Consider the following 17105-nt stretch of genomic DNA (forward strand, 5'->3'; position numbering starts at 1 on the left):
TCAAGCCGGGCGTGGTGCATCGCCAAGCGTTCCGTCGCTTGACGCGCGCCGCCCCGCGCGCTCGCCTGGGCGAAGGAGGAAACCATGCTCCCCACTCCCCACCCCTTCCGGCTTGAGATTCCTGACCAAGCCATCGCCGACCTGAAGTCCCGCCTCGCCCTGACCCGCCTGCCCGACCAGCCGCCGGGTGAGGCCTGGGCGACGGGAACCGATGTGGACTATCTCGGCGGCCTGCTCGCCTACTGGCAGAGCGGCTTCAACTGGCGCCATGCGGAGGCGCGGCTGAACGCCTTTCCGCAATTCACCGTGCCCTTGCATGGCATCGACCTGCACTACCTGCACGTCCAGGGCCAGGGCCCCTCCCCGATGCCGTTGCTGCTGATGCATGGCTGGCCGGGCTCCGTCTTCGAATTCCTCGACATCATCCCGCGCCTGACCGACCCGGCGCATTTCGGCGGCGATCCGGCGGATGCCTTCACCGTCGTCGTCCCCTCGCTGCCGGGCTATGGCCTGTCCTTCCGCCCCGGCCAGCCGCGCTTTCCGGTCGAGGCGATCGCGGACTGCCTCGCCCATCTGATGACGGGCGTGCTCGGCTACGAGCGATTCGGCGCCCAGGGCGGCGACTGGGGCGGCTTCACCGCCTCCCGCCTCGGCGTCGCGCATGCGGAGAAGCTGATCGGCATCCACCTGAACCTGCTTTCGCTCCGCCCCGACCAGGCGGCGCCGGAGAACCCGACCGCGGAGGAGCGCCGCTACCTCGACGAGGTGGCGCAGTGGATGCGGGAGGAGACGGGCTACCAGTGGATCCAGGGCACCCGGCCGCAGACCCTGGCCTTTGCCCTGAACGACAGCCCAGCCGGCCTCGCCGCCTGGATCGTCGAGAAATTCCGCGCCTGGTCGGACTGCGACGGCGACGTGGAGAGCGTCCACCCGCGCGACCGGCTGCTGGCGAATATCGCGCTCTACTGGTTCACCGGCTGCATCGGCGCCTCCTTCTGGCCCTATTATGCCCGGATGCATGGCGACTGGCCGATCCCCGAGGGGCGCACGGTGGATGTGCCGATGGGCTACGCCGCCTTCCCGAAGGAGATCCGCCGCCCGCCGCGCAGCATCGCCGGGCGGACCTATACCGATATCCGCCGCTGGACGGAGATGCAGCGCGGCGGGCATTTCGCCGCCATGGAGCAGCCGGCGGCGCTGGCCGAGGAGATCGCCGCCTTTTTCCGCCCGCTGCGGGGAGGTGCCGCATGAAGGCCGTTGGCTATACCGAGCGGGGCCTGCCGATCGGCGACCCGCGCTCGCTCCAGGACCTCGACCTGCCGGCGCCGCCATCGCCCGAGGGCCGCGACCTGCTGGTCCGCGTGCAGGCCGTCTCGGTCAATCCGCGCGATGCGAAGAGCCGCGCCGTCTTCGAGGCCTCGCCCGAGGCGCCGCGCGTCCTCGGCTACGACGCCTCCGGCATCGTCGAGTCGGCCGGCCCGGGCTGCACGCTGTTCCGCCCCGGCGACGCGGTCTTCTACGCCGGCGTGCTCGACCGGCCGGGTTCCAATGCCGAGCTGCAGTTGGTCGACGAGCGGATCGTGGGCCGCAAGCCCGAAAGCCTGTCCCATGCCGCGGCGGCGGCCCTGCCTCTGACCACGCTGACCGCCTGGGAGATGCTGTTCGACCGGCTGGAGATCCCCCGCGGCGGCGGCGCGGGCTGCTCGCTGCTGATGCTCGGCGGCGCCGGCGGGGTGCCCTCCATCGCCATCGCCCTGGCTCGGGCGCTGACCGGGCTGCGGATCATCGGCACCGCCTCCCGCCCCGAGAGCGCTGCCTGGGTGCGCGAATGCGGGGCGCATGAGGTGGTGGATCACGGCCAGCCGCTGGCGGCGCAGGTGAAGGGGTTCGGCCCGGTGCGCTACGTCTTCTCGACCCATACCGATGCCGCCGCCTGGGCCGAGATCGCCAAGCTGATCGCGCCGCAGGGACGGTTCGGCCTGATCGACGACCCGGAGCCGCTCGACCTCCGCCTGGTGAAGTTCAAGAGCGTCTCGATCCATTGGGAGGCGATGTTCACCCGGCCGATGTTCCGCACCGCCGACATGGAGCGCCAGCACGCCATCCTCACCGAGGCGGCCTCGCTGATCGATGCCGGCAGGCTCCGCCCGGCGGCGCCCGAGCATTACGGCCGGATCAACGCGGAGAATCTGCGCCGCGCCCATGCTGCCATCGAGGCGGGGCGCGTGCGGGGCAAGATCGTGCTGGAAGGCTTCTGATTTCCTCGCAAACCGCTGCGCGGCTTTGCGGGGGCCCCGGATTGGCGATTTGCTCCCGAAGGCCTCGCACGGCCTTCCGCGTCAACGCCGCCGAAGGACACCACAGGGGGCCGGTTTCGGCGAACCGGTCCAGAAGATCAGGTCGGGAGGAACGAGGATGCTCGACGACGGAGCGGCCGAGGGAGCCGCCGCGCTGCTCTGGCGCCACTGGCAGGAAGGACGGCGCCTCGCTGCCCTCCCCGCCCCGCTGCGGCCGGCGAGCCGGGCGGAGGGCTATGCGATCCAGTCCCGCTTCGACGGGCGTGACGGGCGGCCGCTCTTCGGCTGGAAGATCGCCGCCACGAGCCAGGCCGGGCAGGCGCATATCGGCGTCGACGGGCCGCTCGCCGGGCGCATCCTCGCCAGCCGGGTCTTCGCCGACGGGGTCGAGGTGCCGCTCGGGGCCAATGCCATGCTGGTCGCCGAGCCGGAATTCGTCTTCCGCATCGCCCGCGACCTGCCGCCCCGTCCCCTGCCCTACACCCAGGCGGAGGTAATGGCGGCGGTCGGCGCGCTGCATCTCGGCATCGAGGTGCCGGACAGCCGCTTCGGTGATTTCGCCCGGGCCGGCGGGCCGCAGCTCATCGCCGACAATGCCTGCGCCCATCAATTCGTCCTCGGGCCGGAGGCGCCGGCCGACTGGCGCGGCCTCGACCTCGCCGCGCATCCCGTCGCCGCCCGGGTCGGCGAGCGCTACGCCCGAGAGGGGGTCGGCGCCAACGTGCTGGGCGACCCGCGCATCGCCCTCGCCTGGCTGGCGAACGAGCTGGCGGCCCATGGCCCCGGCCTCGCCGCCGGGCAGTACGTCACCACCGGCACCTGCATGGTGCCGCTCGAGATCCGGGCGGGCGACGCGGTCCGGGCCGATTTCGGGCGGCTTGGCAGCGTCGCCGTTCGGTTTATAGCCTGACGCCAGGGATCAGCAGGACGCCGCGCATGGACGCCGACAGCTTCGACTATGTCATCGTGGGATCGGGCGCCGCCGGTTCGGTGCTGGCCAACCGGCTGAGCGCCGACCCCCGCGTCACCGTCTGCGTGCTGGAGGCGGGTCCGCCGGACCGCAACCCCTTCATCCACATCCCGGCCGGCTTCATCAAGACGCTGGTCGACCCCGGCGTCACTTGGCAGTTCAAGACCGAGCCGCTGCCGATGACGGGCGGGCGGCGCATCAGCACGACCCAGGGGCGGACGCTCGGCGGCTCCTCCTCGGTCAACGGCATGGTCTACAACCGCGGGCAGCCGGCCGACCTCGACAATTGGGCGCAGCGCGGCAACCGCGGCTGGGGCTATGCCGACTGCCTGCCCTACTACCGGCGCAGCGAGAACCGCATCGGGGCGGGCGATGCGTCGCGCGGCCGCAGCGAGGACGGCATCCCGGTCACCGACATGGACTGGATCCACCCGGTCTCGGAGGCCTTCATCGAGGGCTGCGTGGGCCTCGGCATCCCCCGCGCCCGCGACTACAACAGCGGCGACCAGGCAGGCGTCGGCTACTTCCAGCGGGCCATCCGCAACGGGCGGCGCGTCTCGGCGGCGCGGGCCTTCCTCAAGCCGGCCATGAAGCGCCCGAACCTCGAGGTGCGGACCAATGCGCGGGCTAGCGCCATCCTCTTCGAGGGCAAGCGCGCCATAGGCATTCGCTACCTCGCCGCCCGCGGCGCCCCACCGCGCGAGGTGCGGGCGCGGCGCGAGGTCATCCTCTCCGCCGGCACGGTGAACACGGCGCGGCTGCTGCAGGTCTCGGGCGTCGGCCCGGTCGACCTTCTGGAGCGGCTCGGCGTGCCCGTCGTGCATGCGCTGCGCGGCGTCGGCTCCAACTTCCGCGACCACTACGCCTCGCGCTTCGTCATGCGGGCGAAGCCGGGCGTCGAGACGCTGAACCAGCTCGGCCGCGGGGTGAAGCTCGGGATGCAGATCGCCCGTTGGGGGCTGCGCAAGCCCAGCATCCTCGCCACCGCCCCCTCGCATGTGCATGTCTTCTGGAAGAGCTTCGAGGGGCTCGACGTGCCGGACCTGCAATGCGTCTTCACCCCCGGCTCCTATGTCGAGGGCAAGGTCTATGTGCTCGACGATTATCCAGGCGTCACCGCCGGCGCATGGCAGCACCGGCCGGAGAGCACCGGCTGGGTCACTGCGCGCAGCACCGACGTCTTCGAGGATCCGGTGATCAACCCCAACTACCTCTCCGACCCGATGGATGTGCGCGTCCATCTCGGCGGCATGCGGCTGGTGCGGCGGATGCTGAACACGCCGGAGCTGGCGCGATACCTGGAGGCCGAGACCCTGCCCGGCCCCCAGGCGCAGACCGATGACGAGCTGCTGGACTTCGCCAAGCGCAACGGCAGCACCACCTACCACCTGATCGGCACCGCCCGCATGGGGCCGGAGACCGACCCGAGCGCGGTGGTGAGCGACCGGCTTCTGGTGCACGGCATGCAGGGGCTGCGCGTCGTCGATGCCTCGATCATGCCGAGCATGCCCTCGGCCAACACCTACGCGACGACGCTGATGATCGCCGAGAAGGCGGCGGACTTCGTCCTCGGGCGTCAGGCGGCCGAGGAGGCCGCCTGACGGTCACGGTCAGCGCTGCGAGGTCGTCACCGCGACGAAATTCGAGGCGCTGTCCTCCGCCACGCGGAACCACTGGATCTGCTCCAGCCGGAACTTGTCCCAATGCTCGTGGATGCGCTTGAACCGCGCATTCTGCGCGCCGAGTTCGGCATAGAGCTCCTGCGCCGCCTTGTAGAGCGCCGTCATCACCTCCCGCGGATAGGGGCGGAGCTGGGTACCGCCCGCCAGCAGGCGCCGCAGCGCCGGCGGGTTCAGCACGTCGTACTTCGCCGCCGTCGCGGCCCAGGCCTCCGCCGAGGCCGTCTCCAGCATGGACTGGTAGGCTTTCGGCAGCCCGTCCCAGGCCCGCTGGTTGACCAGCAGGTCGGTGCTCGGCGCGATCTCCTGGAAGCCGGGGTAGTAATAGTATTTCGCCACCTGGCCGAAGCCGAGCTTCTCGTCGTCATAGGGGCCGATATATTCGGCGCCGTCGATCACGCCCCGTTCCAGCGCGGGATAGATGTCGGAGGGCGCGATCTGCTGGGGGATGACGCCGAGCTTCGCCATCACGCTGCCGCCGAGCCCGGCGATGCGGAATTTCAACCCCTTCAGATCCTCCGGCGCCTTGATCTCCCGCTTCAGCCAGCCGCCCATCTGGGCGCCGGTGCAGGCGGCGGGGATGGCGACCACGCCCTGGTCGCGGAAGACGTCGCGCAGCAGGTCGCGCCCGCCGCCGTAGTTGAGCCAGGCGAACATCGCCCGGCTCGACATGCCCCAGGGCAGCGTCGTGCTGATGGCGAGGCTCGGGTCCTTGCCGAAGTAGAAGAGGCTGGAGGTGAAGCCGCACTCGACCGACCCCTGCCCCACCGCATCGAGGATCTGCAGGCCGGGCACGATCTCGCCCGGGCCGGAGACGGTGATCTCGAAGGCGCCGTCCGACATCTCCCGCACCCGCCGCGCCACGATCTCGGCCGCGCCGTAGAGGGTGTCGAGCGTCTTCGGGAAGCTGTTGGGGCAGCGCCAGCGGATGCGCGGCTGGGCGCCCGCTAGATGAGGGGTGGCGAGCGTGGCGGCGCCGGTTATCCCGGCGATCCCGCCCGCGAGGGCACGGCGGCGTTGCATCCTGTCTTCCTTCCCTGGTCCCGCCCCTCATGCCGGGGGCATGGGCGGAGGATAGGGCGGCAACACCTTCCGTTGCTACGGCGGAAGCGCCTCTTTGATCCGGCGCCGCATGCTGGCAATCTTCTTCGCATGAGCAGCAACGCCCCGCGCCATATCCGCCTCACCTCCCACCCGGAGCCGCAGGCGCATCGCTGGCCGCTGCGCTGGGCCGCGCCGACGCCGGAGGAGCGCGGGCCGGTCATCGGCTCCGTGACGCGGCCATCGGACCGCAACGTGATCGGCACCCATGGCGGCTCCTACTCGCTCTACCGGGCACTCGCGGTCTCGGCCGGCGCGCTCTCGCCCCTGCAGCGCCCGGACCTTGCCAATACCCACCCGGTGACGGAGATCGGCCCCCATCCGCAATGGACCGGGCCGGGGCGCATCGTCTCGCTCGACCCCTGGGGGCATGTCGCGGGCCAGGTGTTCGGCCAGGCGATCGGCGAGGGCATCGACATCCGCCCGACCATCGCCATCACCCGCGCCCGGCTGAACATGGCGGAGCTGAACGCACTGATCGGCACGGGCGAGCTGGCGCCGGACGGCCAGGTGCTGCACGCCAATGGCGATGTCTCCGTCACCAAGGCGGCGATCGACCCGGTCTGGTGGCTGCCGGGCATCGCCGAGCGCTTCGGCGTCGCCGACCACGACCTCCGCCGCACCCTCTTCGAACAGACCGGGGGCATGTATCCGGAGCTGGTCACCCGGCCCGACCTCTCGGTCTTCCTCCCCCCCATCGGCGGCATCACCGCCTATATCTTCGGCGACCCGCGGGCGCTGGCCGACCGCCACACCCGCCTTGCCTGCCGGGTGCATGACGAGTGCAACGGCTCCGACGTCTTCGGCTCCGACATCTGCACCTGCCGGCCCTATCTCATCCAGGGCATCGAGGAAGGCGTGCGGGCGGCGCAGCGGGGCGGCGTCGGCCTCGTCGTCTACAACAGGAAGGAAGGCCGCGCGCTCGGCGAGGTGACGAAGTTCCTCGTCTACAATGCCCGCAAGCGCCAGGAGGGCGGCGACCAGGCGGCGACCTATTTCGAGCGGACGGAATGCGTCGCGGGCGTCCAGGATGCGCGCTTCCAGCAACTCATGCCCGACGTGCTGCACTGGCTCGGCGTGACGCGCATCCACCGCCTCGTCTCCATGTCCAACATGAAATACGAGGCGATGGTCGAGCAGGGCATCGAGGTGCTGGAGCGCATCCCCATCCCGCCCGACCGCATCCCGCCCGACGCCGCCGTCGAGATGGAAGCGAAGAAGGCCGCCGGCTACTTCGCCCCCGATGCGCCGAGCCCCGCCGACCTCGCCCGCACCGTCGGCCGGCCGCTGGAGAGCATGTGAGCGCGTCCAATCGGCCGAGCATCCCGTCCGACTTGCTGACGCCGGAGGCGGTGCGGGAACGCTGCGGGGCACTCTTCGCGCTCGCCGAGGCGGGGCAACTGGAAGGCTGGCAGCTTGATCTGGGTCGCCTGCCCGCCGCGGCCGACCTCGTCGCGCAGGTGGTGCGGCAGAACTATCCGAGCCTCGCCGTCCCCTTCCATGCCCGCTGGCGGCATTTCAGCGTGGGCGGCGTCGATCGCTGGGCCGCCCTCCCCGCCCGCGATCCGCGCATGGCCTTCGACCTCGCCATCACCTCCGTCCTGCTCGATGCCGGGGCGGGCATGGAATGGCGCTACCGAGAGGCGGAGACGGGCCGGGTCTTCGCCCGGTCCGAGGGGCTGGCCGTCGCCAGCTTCCGCATGTTCATCGGCGGCGCCTTCGCCACGGATGGGCGCAGCGCCCGGGCCGATGCCGCCCGGCTCGCCACCATCACCGCCGCCGACCTCGCCGCCGGCTTCCAGGTGGGTGCCGACAATCTCCTTGTCGGCCTCGAAGGACGCGCCGCTCTGCTCCGCCGCTTGGGCAAGGCCATCCCCGGCCGGCCCGGCGCGCTCTTCGACCATCTGGCCGGGCAGGCGGAGGGCGGCGCCCTGCCGGCGCGCACGATCCTCATCGCCCTCCTGCACCAGCTCGGCCCCATCTGGCCGAACGGCCCCGACATCTGGCCGCACCCGGCCCTGCCGGACGGGCCGGTCCCCTTCCACAAGCTCTCGCAATGGCTCGCCTATTCGCTGATCGAGCCGCTGGAGGAGGCCGGCCTCCGCGTCACCGGGATCGACGCGCTGACCGGCCTGCCGGAATACCGCAATGGCGGCCTCTTCCTCGACATGGGCGTCATCCGCCTCACTGACCCGGCCGATGCCGCAGGCGAGCACGCGCCGGGCTCGCCGCTGATCGTCGGCTGGCGGGCGCTGACCGTCGCCCTGCTCGACCGGATCGCGCCCCTGGTAAGAGAGCGCCTGGGCGTCACCGCGGAGGCCTTCCCCCTCGCCCGCGTGCTGGAAGGAGGCACCTGGTGGGCCGGCCGCCGCCTCGCCGCCGAGCGCCGCGCGGATGGCGGGCCGCCGCTCCGCATCGCCAGCGATGGCACTGTCTTCTAAGAGGTTTCCCATGCGCCAGGTCCATGTCGTCCGCCACCCGCTGGTGCAGCACAAGCTCTCGCTGATGCGCAGCGCCGAGCGCTCCACCCAGGGCTTCCGCCGCCTGCTGAACGAGATCGGCATGTTGCTGGCCTATGAGGTGACGCGCGACCTACCGCTCGAGGAGGTCGAGATCGAGACGCCGCTGTCGCGGATGAAGACACCCATCCTCTCGGGCAAGAAGCTGGTCTTCGCCCCGATCCTCCGCGCCGGCATGGGCTTCGTCGACGGGATGCTGGACCTCGTCCCCTCCGCCCGGATCGCCCATATCGGCCTCTACCGCGACCCGAAGACGCTCCAGGCCGTCGAATACTACTTCAAGGCGCCGCCCGACGTGGCGGAGCGGCTGGTCGTGGTGCTCGACCCGATGCTCGCCACCGCCAACAGCGCCGTCGCCGCCGTGGACCGGCTGAAGGAGCGCGGGTGCAAGGAGCTTCGCTTGGTCTGCCTGCTGGCGGCGCCGGAGGGAATCGAGCGCTTCCACGGCGCCCATCCGGAGGTGCCGATCTGGACGGCCGCCATCGACAGCCATCTCGACGGCCATGGCTACATCGTCCCCGGCCTCGGCGACGCCGGAGACCGCATGTTTGGAACACGTTAGCGGGACACGTGCGATTCCGGACCAGTCATCTGGACCACTTTGGTATAATCTGTCATTGAATTTGCGTCCATGAATGCACAATCTTTCTACGGTAGGTTGCATACCCAGAACCATGCCCAACAAGCGCAAGCGTCACCAGACCCGCCGCAGCCGCCAATGCGCCGCCCTGCCCTTCCGGCAGGCGGATGGCGAGACGCAGGTGATGCTTGTCACCAGCCGGGAGACGCGGCGCTGGGTACTGCCCAAGGGATGGACCGAGAAATGCGGCGGGGCGAAGCAGGCCGAGCGCGAAGCCTATGAGGAAGCCGGCATCCGCGGCCGCATCACCTCCGTGCCGATCGGCGCCTATGCCTACCCGAAGCGCCTGCCGGACGGCGCCACCGTGACCTGCGAGGTGGAGGTCTTCCCCCTCGCCGTCGACGAGTTGCTGGAGGACTGGCCGGAGAAGTCGGAGCGGGAGCGGCGCTGGTTCACCCTCCCCCAGGCCGCCATGGCCGTGGACGAGGGTGGCCTGGTGACGTTGATGCTGAACCTCGCCCGGCCCGAGGCCTGATCAGCCGCCGGTTTCTTCCACCGCGTCCAGCGCATGGAGCGCATAGGTGAAGGCGGCTCCGGCATTGAGGGCGATCGCCACGCCGAGCGCCTCGGCGATCTCCGCTTTCGTCGCCCCCGCCACCTTCGCCTTCCGCACATGCGCATCGATGCAGCCGTCGCAGCGCGTGGTGATGGCGACCGCGAGCGCGATCAGCTCCCGCGTCTTGGCATCCAGATGCTGGGTGGTGGCGGCGCCGCGGCTGAGCGCGCCGAAGCCCTTCACCAGCTCCGGATGCAGGGCGTTCATCTCCTTGCCGCGCACCCGCTCGGCGGCGTTGTAGGCGTCCCAGTCCTTGATGGCGCTCACGGCGCGTCTCCCCCGAATCGAAACGGGCGCGGAGGTTGCCCCCGCGCCCGCCCAGTCTCCGTCAGGATGGGGTGAAGCGCTACTCCACCGCCTCCGGCTCCTTCTCCGCCTCGCCATCACCGGGGCCTTCCTCCGGCTTCGGCAGGGCGGGCGGCGCGGCCTCCTGGTAGTCGAAGGCCAGCACGCCGTCGCGCAGGTTCACCTTCACCGAACCGCCCTTGGCCAGCTTGCCGAAGAGCAGCTCCTCGGCGAGCGGCTTCTTGATGTGCTCCTGGATGACGCGGGCCAACGGCCGTGCGCCATAGAGCGGGTCGTAGCCCTTCTCCGCCAGCCACTCCTTCGCCGCCGAGCTGAGCTCGATGGTGACGTTGCGGTCGGCGAGCTGCGCCTCCAGCTGCATCACGAACTTCTCGACGACGCGGCCGACGATCTCCTGCGTCAGGCCCGAGAAGGGCACCACCGCATCCAGCCGGTTGCGGAATTCGGGGGTGAACATCCGCTGGATGGCCTCCGTATCCTCGCCCACCCGGACGCTGCTGCCGAAGCCGATGGCGGGCTTCGCCATGTCGGCCGCGCCGGCATTGGTGGTCATGATGAGGATCACGTTGCGGAAATCGACCGTCTTGCCGTTGTGGTCGGTCAACTTGCCGTGGTCCATCACCTGCAACAGGATGTTGTAGAGATCCTGATGCGCCTTCTCGATCTCATCGAGCAGCAGGACCGCATGCGGATGCTGGTCGATGGCGTCCGTCAGCAGCCCGCCCTGGTCGAAGCCGACATAGCCCGGGGGCGCGCCGATCAGCCGGCTGACCGAGTGCCGCTCCATGTACTCGGACATGTCGAAGCGGATGAGCTCGATGCCGAGCGTCTTCGCCAGCTGCTTCGCCACCTCGGTCTTGCCGACGCCCGTCGGGCCACTGAACAGGTAGTTGCCGATCGGCTTCTCGGCATCGCGGAGCCCCGCACGGGACAGCTTGATGGCGGAGGAGAGCGCCTCGATCGCCGTCTCCTGGCCGAAGACCATCGACTTCAGGTCGCGCTCGAGGGTCTTGAGCGTCTCCTTGTCGTCGTTGCTGACGGTCTTCGGTGGGATGCGGGCGATCTTCGCCACGATCTCCTCGACGTCCTTCAGCGTGACGGTCTTCTTCCGCTTGCCCTCGGGCTGCAGCATGCGGGAGGCGCCGACCTCGTCGATGACATCGATCGCCTTGTCCGGCAGCTTCCGGTCATGGATGTACTTGGCCGAGAGCTCGACGGCGGCGCGGATGGCCTCCGGCGTGTAGCGGACCTTGTGGTGCTTCTCGTAGTTCGTCTTGAGCCCTTGGAGGATCTTCACCGCATCCTCGAGATTGGGCTCGTTGACGTCGATCTTCTGGAAGCGCCGGACGAGGGCCCGGTCCTTCTCGAAGTAGTTGCGGTATTCCTTGTAGGTGGTCGAGCCCACGCAGCGCAGCGTGCCCTGGGCGAGCGCCGGCTTCAGCAGGTTCGAGGCATCCATCGCCCCGCCTGAGGTCGCGCCCGCACCGATGACGGTGTGGATCTCGTCGATGAAGAGGATGGAGCCGGGCTGCTGCTCGAGCTCGTTGACGACGGCCTTCAGCCGCTCCTCGAAGTCGCCGCGGTAGCGGGTGCCGGCGAGCAGGCTGCCCATGTCGAGCGCGTAGATGGTGGACTTGGCCAGCACCTCGGGCACGTCGCCCTCGATGATGCGCTTCGCCAGCCCTTCGGCGATCGCGGTCTTGCCGACGCCCGGGTCGCCCACATAGAGCGGGTTGTTCTTGGTGCGGCGGCAGAGGATCTGGATCGTCCGCTCGATCTCGTGGTCGCGGCCGATCAGCGGGTCGATCTTGCCCTGCTGCGCCTTCTTGTTGAGGTTGACGCAGTAGTTGGAGAGCGCGTCCTGGCCGCGGCCACCACGCGGCTTCTCCTCCTTCTCCGGCTCCTCGGGCGCCTGGTTGGCAGCGGGTGTGCCCTGGACGGGGCGGTTGGCCGCGCGGCCGGGCGCCTTGGCGATGCCGTGGGAGATGAAGTTCACCGCATCCAGCCGCGTCATGTCCTGCAGCTGCAGGAAGTAGACGGCATGGCTCTCCCGCTCGGAGAACAGGGCGACGAGCACATTGGCCCCCGTCACCTCGTCCCGGCCGGAAGACTGGACATGGATGGCGGCGCGCTGGACCACGCGCTGGAAGCCGGCGGTCGGCTTCGGGTCGCCGGCGCGCTCCGTCACGAGGCCCGCGAGATCCTTGTCGAGGAACTCGGTGAGATCGCGCTTCAGCTTGTCATTGTCGACGCCGCAGGCACGCAGCACGGTGGCCGCGTCGGCGTCGTCGGTCAGGGCGAGTAGCAGGTGCTCCAAGGTCGCGTATTCGTGCCGGCGCTCATTGGCCAGGCCGAGGGCGCGGTGGAGCGTCTGCTCAAGATTGCGGGACAACATGCTTAGCGACGCTCCCCGATGAAACCCAACAGGCCTGGAACATCCGGGCCTGCGGGTGGGTTTCCGCTCAACTCTGCGCCGGTCCGAAAACCGGCGATAGGCGTGGTCATGATCTGGGTCGTCCGGTCGGTCTCGGCGAGCCCGCCATTCGGCGGGGTGGCAGGCTGGTGAGGGTAACGCAGCATGCCATCACCCGATGCCGCGTCGAAACGGCACCTTTGCGCGATCATTCCTTTTCGATCGTGCACTGCAAGGGATGCTGGTTCTGGCGGGCCAGGTCCATCACCTGGGTGACCTTGGTCTCGGCGACTTCATAAGTATAGACACCGCAGACGCCGACGCCACGCCTGTGGACGTGGAGCATGATCCGGGTCGCCTCCTCCCGGTTCTTCTGGAAGAAGCGTTCGAGGACGTGGACGACGAATTCCATCGGCGTGTAGTCGTCGTTCAGCATCAAGACCTTGTACATGGCCGGCTTCTTGGTGCGCGGTCGGGTCTTCACGACGACGCCGGTGTTCGGCGTGTTGTCCCCGGGTGGCGTGCCGGGCGGGGTGGCCCCTTCGATCAACGGCTTGTCCTGAGCGCTCATGGGCTTCCTGGTGGTCAGGCCTCGCCTGCCTTCGGGCATCCGGCCAGCCGGGCAACCGGCCCGGCCTGCTGGACAGGATATCGCCCCGGATGGCGCCAGGAGAAGGGCCAAGCGGGGCTGTGGGCCAGGATATGGTCAGCGAGGGCCCTGGAAAAAGCCCTGAAACGTGAAGGGCCCGGCCCTGGCACCCCCGCCAGGGGATGCCAGGGCCGGGCCCCTAGGTCGTCCGGCCCCGAAGGGCCGGAGGCGATCAGGCCGCGAGCGGCTTCGACATCGTCTCGACCGCGACCTGCATGCGGGCAGTCAGCGGCGCGAAGGTGGCCTCGGCCAGCTTCAGCGAGGCCTCCTGCAGCTTCGTGGTCTCGGTCACGGCCTTCTCCATCGCGGTGCGGGCGAAGGAGGTCTGGATCTCGGTCGCCTCCTTCAGGCTCTTCACCGTGGAAAGCGCGCGGGCGCTGGCAATGGCGTGCTCGCTGAAGCCCTGCATCATGGCGAGGGTCTGCTTGGAGAGGTCCTGCACGCCGGTCATATAGACCTGGGCGGCCTTCGCCATCGCCTCGGCATTGCCGCGGCTGAACTCGGTCGCCTGCTCAGCGGCCTTCATCATGCCTTCGGTGGCCTTCGTTGCCTGTTCCATCGTCTTCTCCATCGTGGCTCGCGCCGGGGCGGCGCTGTCCTGAACAATCTTCTGGACCTTCGCGGGGCCAGCTGCGGCCGCCTCGTTCACCAGCTTCTTCACGTCGGCCAGCTTGGCCTCGGAAACAACCGCCATCGCCTTGCTCCTCAACGGGTAAGGGCGCGGCCCGGGTCACGGACAGCGGGGGGACCACGCCTTTTGCTGCACTGCAGCATGAGGGTATGTAGAGCGGTGGCGATGGCTTTAGCAAGATTTTTTTGCGCCGCAACATCACGCTTTCATGAGCTTTTTGCGCCACCGCGAGGCGGGGCAAGCAGCCAAGTCACGGGATTTTTGTAACAAAATCAAAACAATAGTGTTAACCCTCTGCTATTTCGGGGTTCTTATTCCATTCCGGTGGACACCGAGCCTTACGAAGGCGTAGCTTATGCTCGATTCGTAGGTCAGCCGGGGGGCATGGGCCGCGCATCGGGGGATTGGTATGTTGGGGACCTGCGCATCGCGCTTCGGGGCCGTCATGGCCCTTGCCGTCACGTGTGGCATCGCCACAACCCTTCCAGCCCAGGCACAGATCGGCAGCGAGCGATACGCCGCCATCGTCACCGATGCCCGCTCCGGCAATGTGCTGATCGCCGCCAGCCCGGACGAGCAGCGCTACCCCGCCTCGCTCACCAAGGTGATGACCGTCTACCTCGCCTTTGAGGCGCTGCGCGACGGCCGCGTCACCCTCGATACGCCGATCCGCGTCTCGGCCAACTCCGCCTCCATGGCGCCGTCGCGGCTTGGCCTCACCGCGGGCATGACATTGTCGGTGGAGGAGGCGATCCTCGCCCTGGTCACCAAGTCGGCCAATGACGCGGCCTCGGCACTCGGCGAGTTCCTCGGCGGCGGCAGCGAGGACCGCTTCGCCCAGATGATGACGATGAAGGCCCGGGCGCTCGGGATGACGCGCACCACCTTCCGCAATGCATCCGGTCTTCCTGATCTCGACCAGGTGACGACGGCGCGCGACATGGCGCTGCTCGGCCGCCGGCTGATGATCGACTTTCCGGAGCGCTACAGCTTCTTCTCCACGCCGCATTTCGTCTTCCGCGGCCGGACGCATTGGAACCACAACCGCCTCCTGCAGGAATATGACGGCGCGGACGGCATCAAGACCGGCTACGTCAACGACAGCGGCTTCAACCTCGTCGCCAGCGCTCAGCGGGACGGGGTGCGGCTGATCGCGGCTGTTTTCGGCGGGCAGACGAGCCGGGAGCGGGACCGGCACATGATGGCCCTGCTCGACCAGGGATTCGGCCAGATGGGCGTCGCCGTGGCGGTGCGGCGGGCGCCGGCTTTCCTGGCCGCAGCCCAGGCGAGCCCGCTGCGCGGGCGGCATGTGCTGGCGACGGCCCATGCGGCGCCGCTGCGGGCGGCGCGGCGGACGGCCGTCGCGGCGGCGGCCAAGCCGGAGGTGCGGCCGGCCCGGGCGGCGATGTCCGCAGCCAGGCCGACGCTGCTGCGGACCGTCGGCACGCGGACGACGCTGCGGCCGGTGGCGCGCATCGAACAGGGTGACAGCGACGGCCGGCCGGCAGTGCGGCCGATGGCGCGGCCGGCCAAGGCGGCGGCGCCGGCGGCGCGGCCGAATCGCCGGACGCGTTGAGCAGGGCGCAGGCGTGAGCAGTGGCCGTTAGGCCGCTGATCACGCGCAGGCATCAGGCCATCGCCCCGCGCGAGGCGATCGGCCAGAGGCATTCCACCCGGCCGCCCCGCACGCCGACATACCAGTCGTAACGGTCGATCGTCGGATCGCAATGGCCGGGGATGAGGCGCAGCTTCTCCCCGAGCGCCGGTGGGGCACCGTCCTCCACCAGCAGTTTCCCATGCTCGTCCGAAGCGCCGGCGTAGCGGAGGCCGGGGCGGCCGGCGACCAGGGGCAGGCCGCTGTCGATCGCCACCGCCTTGTGGCCGGCGTCGAGCACGGCGACGCCAGGAATGGCGCGGCTCATCACCGTCGAGAGCACGAAGAGGGCGTGGCGGAAGGGCGGCGGCTCGGCGTTGCGGGCGTAGTCGGCATCCATGAAGGCGTAGGAGCCGGCCTGGATCTCGGTATAGACGCCGCTCGCCAGCTCATGGCCGAAGGTGCCGGTGCCGCCGCCGCCGACGATGGCGCAGTCGAGCCCCTGCTGGCGCAGCTGCTCGACGCTGCGGCGCGTCAGCTCCACCGCATGGGCGATGGCGGCGGCACGGGCCTCGGGCGCGCGGATGTGCTGGGCGCTGCCGTGGTAGCTCTGGAGCCCGCCGAAGATCAGGTGCGGGCTCTCCGCGATGCGCCGGGCGAGCGCCACGGTGGGCGGACCGGCCTCGACGCCGCAGCGGGAGCCGCCGCAATCGATCTCGACCAGGACGGCGATGCGGGTGCCGGCCGCCGCGGCGGCGGCTTCCAGGGAATCGACCTGCTCCGGCCCGTCGACGCAGATGGCGACCTGGCTGATGCGCTGGAGGGCGGCGAGGCGGGCCAGCTTGCGGTGGCCGACCACCTGGTTGCTCACCAGGATGTCGGGGATGCCGCCCCAGGCCAGCACCTCGGCCTCGGCGACCTTCTGGACGCATTGGCCGACGGCGCCGCGCTGCATCTGCAGGCGGGCGATGACAGGTGACTTGTGCGTCTTGGCGTGGGCGCGGAGCTTCACGCCGGTGCCCTCGAGCAGGCTCGCCATACGGTCGAGATTGGCCTCGAAGGAGTCGAGGTCGAGCACCAGGGCGGGAGTGTCGATCTCCTGCTCGTGCATGCCGGGTTCGGCGGGCGGGGGTTGCAGCATCAGCGGTGGCTCCGGTTGGTCGGGGCCATGGTCAGGCGGGGCCAGCGGCGCGTCCAGCCCTTGGCGGCGGCGCGGGCCGCCATCGCCGCGGCCTTGCCGGGCGAGGTCGGGCGGAGGACGAGGCCGAGCAGGTCGGCGGTGCCGTGCGGGGCGATGGTCTCGACCCCGTTCGCGGTCCAGCGGGCGGCGATGGCGGTCGCGGTCTCCGGCCAGTGGGCGATGGCATCCGGCGTCGAGGCGTAGGGGGCGTCGCCGTTGCGGGCGGCCATGCGGGCCTGGTTGTGGACCGACCAGGGCAGGCCAGGATGCAGCGCGTGGAGCCGGGCCTCGATGGCGGCATCGGCCTCCGGCGTGGCGCGGGCGGGGTCGAACCAGACGACGTCGATATCCTCCGGCGGGTTGGTGCCGGGGGCAAAGCCGGAGAGCGCGTCCCAGGACGGGTTGCGGAGCGCGCCAGCGCCGATCCAGGCATCGGGGAGGCCGAGGCTGGCGAGGCTGCGCAGCGCGGCCAGCAGGCCGGGGTCGATGGGGATCATGCCGGCTCCATCCACCTTGGGATGCGGGCGCGGCCTGCGACGAAGCGGTGCATGGAGTGCAGCGTGCGCCAGA

16 protein-coding genes are annotated in these 17105 nt (G+C 70.0%); 9 read left to right on the top strand and 7 right to left on the bottom strand.

Features of this window, described 5'->3' with window-relative positions; all coding sequences use genetic code 11:
* The first annotated feature begins 84 nt into the window (after nt 1–84).
* The 4 genes from JMJ56_RS15645 to JMJ56_RS15660 all read left to right on the top strand — a co-directional run bounded on the left by JMJ56_RS15645 (nt 85) and on the right by JMJ56_RS15660 (nt 4868).
* On the top strand, nt 85–1251 hold the full coding sequence (locus JMJ56_RS15645) for an epoxide hydrolase family protein (RefSeq protein ID WP_202832679.1): 1167 nt from the start codon (nt 85–87) through the stop codon (nt 1249–1251).
* On the top strand, nt 1248–2258 hold the full coding sequence (locus JMJ56_RS15650; RefSeq protein ID WP_202832680.1) for a zinc-binding alcohol dehydrogenase family protein: 1011 nt from the start codon (nt 1248–1250) through the stop codon (nt 2256–2258). Before JMJ56_RS15645 ends, JMJ56_RS15650 begins: the two co-directional genes overlap by 4 nt.
* 157 nt (nt 2259–2415) lie before the next feature.
* Nucleotides 2416–3207, top strand: coding sequence for a 2-keto-4-pentenoate hydratase (locus JMJ56_RS15655; RefSeq protein ID WP_202832681.1), 792 nt, complete (start codon nt 2416–2418; stop codon nt 3205–3207).
* A gap of 26 nt (nt 3208–3233) precedes the next feature.
* The gene (locus JMJ56_RS15660; RefSeq protein ID WP_202832682.1) at nt 3234–4868 is read left to right on the top strand and encodes a GMC family oxidoreductase; all 1635 of its coding nucleotides are present in this window, start codon (nt 3234–3236) and stop codon (nt 4866–4868) included.
* A 9-nt stretch (nt 4869–4877) separates the two neighbouring features.
* Here JMJ56_RS15660 and JMJ56_RS15665 read toward each other — a convergent pair whose 3' ends face one another.
* Nucleotides 4878–5969 (bottom strand): TRAP transporter substrate-binding protein, encoded by a 1092-nt coding sequence (locus tag JMJ56_RS15665; protein ID WP_202832683.1) that lies wholly within the window; start codon nt 5967–5969, stop codon nt 4878–4880.
* A gap of 129 nt (nt 5970–6098) precedes the next feature.
* Between JMJ56_RS15665 and JMJ56_RS15670 the strand changes: the two genes are divergently transcribed.
* From JMJ56_RS15670 to JMJ56_RS15685, 4 genes are all read left to right on the top strand, one after another.
* Nucleotides 6099–7349 carry a GTP cyclohydrolase II gene (locus tag JMJ56_RS15670; RefSeq protein ID WP_202832684.1) on the top strand — a complete coding sequence of 417 codons (1251 nt, stop codon included), beginning with the start codon at nt 6099–6101 and terminating at the stop codon, nt 7347–7349.
* Complete coding sequence (locus tag JMJ56_RS15675) at nt 7346–8488, top strand: URC4/urg3 family protein (RefSeq protein ID WP_328702394.1); 1143 nt, start codon at nt 7346–7348, stop codon at nt 8486–8488. The genes JMJ56_RS15670 and JMJ56_RS15675 overlap by 4 nt, the downstream gene beginning before the upstream one ends.
* Before the next feature lie 10 nt (nt 8489–8498).
* Nucleotides 8499–9128: a uracil phosphoribosyltransferase gene (gene upp, locus JMJ56_RS15680; RefSeq protein ID WP_236037796.1), complete on the top strand. Its 630-nt coding sequence runs from the start codon at nt 8499–8501 to the stop codon at nt 9126–9128.
* 112 nt (nt 9129–9240) lie between these two features.
* Complete coding sequence (locus tag JMJ56_RS15685; RefSeq protein WP_202832686.1) at nt 9241–9681, top strand: NUDIX hydrolase; 441 nt, start codon at nt 9241–9243, stop codon at nt 9679–9681.
* Here JMJ56_RS15685 and JMJ56_RS15690 read toward each other — a convergent pair whose 3' ends face one another.
* The 4 genes from JMJ56_RS15690 to JMJ56_RS15705 form a co-directional block, all read right to left on the bottom strand.
* The gene (locus tag JMJ56_RS15690; RefSeq protein ID WP_328702397.1) at nt 9682–10020 is read right to left on the bottom strand and encodes a carboxymuconolactone decarboxylase family protein; all 339 of its coding nucleotides are present in this window, start codon (nt 10018–10020) and stop codon (nt 9682–9684) included.
* A gap of 88 nt (nt 10021–10108) precedes the next feature.
* Nucleotides 10109–12463, bottom strand: a complete 2355-nt coding sequence (gene clpA / locus JMJ56_RS15695) for an ATP-dependent Clp protease ATP-binding subunit ClpA (protein WP_202832687.1) — start codon at nt 12461–12463, stop codon at nt 10109–10111.
* Nucleotides 12464–12689: 226 nt separating this feature from the next.
* On the bottom strand, nt 12690–13052 hold the full coding sequence (gene clpS / locus JMJ56_RS15700; RefSeq protein WP_236037797.1) for an ATP-dependent Clp protease adapter ClpS: 363 nt from the start codon (nt 13050–13052) through the stop codon (nt 12690–12692).
* A 250-nt stretch (nt 13053–13302) separates the two neighbouring features.
* Nucleotides 13303–13824, bottom strand: coding sequence for a phasin family protein (locus JMJ56_RS15705; protein ID WP_202832688.1), 522 nt, complete (start codon nt 13822–13824; stop codon nt 13303–13305).
* A gap of 382 nt (nt 13825–14206) precedes the next feature.
* Between JMJ56_RS15705 and JMJ56_RS15710 the strand changes: the two genes are divergently transcribed.
* The gene (locus tag JMJ56_RS15710; protein WP_236037798.1) at nt 14207–15337 is read left to right on the top strand and encodes a D-alanyl-D-alanine carboxypeptidase family protein; all 1131 of its coding nucleotides are present in this window, start codon (nt 14207–14209) and stop codon (nt 15335–15337) included.
* Nucleotides 15338–15389: 52 nt separating this feature from the next.
* Here the strand turns inward: JMJ56_RS15710 and JMJ56_RS15715 are convergent, their stop codons facing one another.
* Complete coding sequence (locus JMJ56_RS15715) at nt 15390–16496, bottom strand: DSD1 family PLP-dependent enzyme (RefSeq protein WP_202832690.1); 1107 nt, start codon at nt 16494–16496, stop codon at nt 15390–15392.
* Nucleotides 16496–17032, bottom strand: coding sequence for a nucleotidyltransferase family protein (locus tag JMJ56_RS15720; RefSeq protein ID WP_202832691.1), 537 nt, complete (start codon nt 17030–17032; stop codon nt 16496–16498). Before JMJ56_RS15720 ends, JMJ56_RS15715 begins: the two co-directional genes overlap by 1 nt.
* Between the last annotated feature and the right edge of the window lie 73 nt (nt 17033–17105).

This window comes from Belnapia arida, from assembly GCF_016773205.1.
In the GTDB taxonomy this organism is placed as follows: domain Bacteria; phylum Pseudomonadota; class Alphaproteobacteria; order Acetobacterales; family Acetobacteraceae; genus Belnapia; species Belnapia arida.